At 73.4% G+C, this 1,546-nt stretch carries 1 protein-coding gene and 1 pseudogene; both read left to right on the top strand.

Annotated elements, in window-relative coordinates:
* Positions 1 to 188 precede the first annotated feature (188 nt).
* Positions 189 to 507 (top strand): annotated as a pseudogene (locus AOK22_RS44120) (MerR family transcriptional regulator); the annotation flags it as partial.
* Between the two features lie 71 nt (positions 508 to 578).
* The gene (gene bla, locus AOK22_RS38020; RefSeq protein ID WP_055703206.1) at positions 579 to 1,478 is read left to right on the top strand and encodes a class A beta-lactamase; all 900 of its coding nucleotides are present in this window, start codon (positions 579 to 581) and stop codon (positions 1,476 to 1,478) included.
* Positions 1,479 to 1,546: the final 68 nt, after the last annotated feature.

The raw sequence follows: 1,546 nt of genomic DNA, 5'->3' as shown, positions 1-1,546 counted from the left end.
CGGCAGCGGGGTGCCGTCGTCGGCGGCGCGGGCGCGGGTCATGGGGGCCATGACGATGCGGTTGGCGAGGGGGCCGAGGGGGCCCGCGGAATACGGGGCGAGGAGGGTGGTGTTCGTCATGCCGGAACGGTAGAAGCTGACACCAGTGTCAGATTCAAGCGCGCGCACGAGGACGAGAGGCCCGGGACATGAGGATCGGCGAGCTGGCGAAGCGTACCGCTGTGAGCGAGCGGCCCCTGCGCTACTACGAGAAGCAGGGCCTGCTGCACGCGGAGCGCACCCCGGGCGGCCACCGCGACTACCCGGAGGCGGCGGTCGACCGCGTCGTGCACATCCAGGAGCTGTTCGCGGCGGGCCTGTGCAGCGCGAAGATCTACCAGCTCCTTCCCTGCATGCGGGACAAGGACGGCGGTCCCTCCGAGACGGCGACGCCGTGGCTGGCGGACGAGCTGGTCAGGGAGCGGGAGCGGATCGACCGGCAGGTGGCCGACCTGCTGCGGGCGCGGGNNGATCTCGGCGGCGGCCCCGCGCCCGCTGCCCACCGCGTAGCCGCGGTCCCGGCCGGTACGGTCGGGATCATGAAGTTGACCTCCTCCCGCAGAACGCTCCTCGGCGCCGCGGCCGCCGCGCCCGTGCTCCTCTCCGTGCCCGACGCCGGCACCGGCACCGCGCAGGCGGCGGCCGCCCCCGACGTCCGGCGGCGGCTCCGCGAGCTGGAGAAGAGCTACCCCGGCCGTATCGGCGTGCACGCGCTGCACACCGGCACCGGCGCCACCGTCGGCTACCGCGCGGACGAACGCTTCGCGATCGCCTCGACGTTCAAGGTCCTGGCCGCCGCGGCGATCCTGCGCCGGGCGCGCGAGCAGGAGCCCGGCCTGCTCGACGTACTGATCAGGTACGGCCGCGACGACCTCGTCGAGCACTCGCCGCGCACCGAGCTGCACCTCGAAACCGGCATGACGGTACGGGAGTTGTGCGACGCGACGCTCACCTACAGCGACAACGCCGCCGCCAATCTGCTGATGCGGCGCATCGGCGGGCCCTCGGGCATCACGGAGTTCGCGCGCTCGATCGGCGACGCGCACACCCGTCTGGACCGGTGGGAGACCGACCTCAACACCAACATCCCCGGCGACCGGCGCGACACGACGACGCCCGCGGCGATGACCGGGAACCTGCGCGGGCTCGTCCTCGGCGACGCCCTGCACCCGCTCGACCGCGACCAGCTGATCCGGTGGCTCCTGGAGAACACCACCGGCGACAAGCGGATCCGCGCCGGGCTCCCCGAGGGCTGGCGGGTCGGCGACAAGACCGGCTCCCCCGCCTACGGAGGGGTCAACGACGTCGCCGTGGCCTGGCCGCCCAAGCGGGCACCGCTGGTCATCTCCGTGTACACGACCCGCCGTGACCCGGACACGCCGGGCGAGGACAGGATCGCCGAGGACATCACGCGGATCGTCGTCGACGCCCTCGCCTGAGCGCGGACGCGGAAAAGACACCGCCTCCGACCGGGGTGGGGCCCGGGTCGGAGGCGGGGTTCAGGGGG

This window comes from Streptomyces silaceus, from assembly GCF_001419745.1.
In the GTDB taxonomy this organism is placed as follows: domain Bacteria; phylum Actinomycetota; class Actinomycetes; order Streptomycetales; family Streptomycetaceae; genus Streptomyces; species Streptomyces silaceus.
The sequence above is the reverse complement of the archived record's forward strand: the minus strand, read 5'-3'. Positions and strand labels throughout refer to the sequence as shown.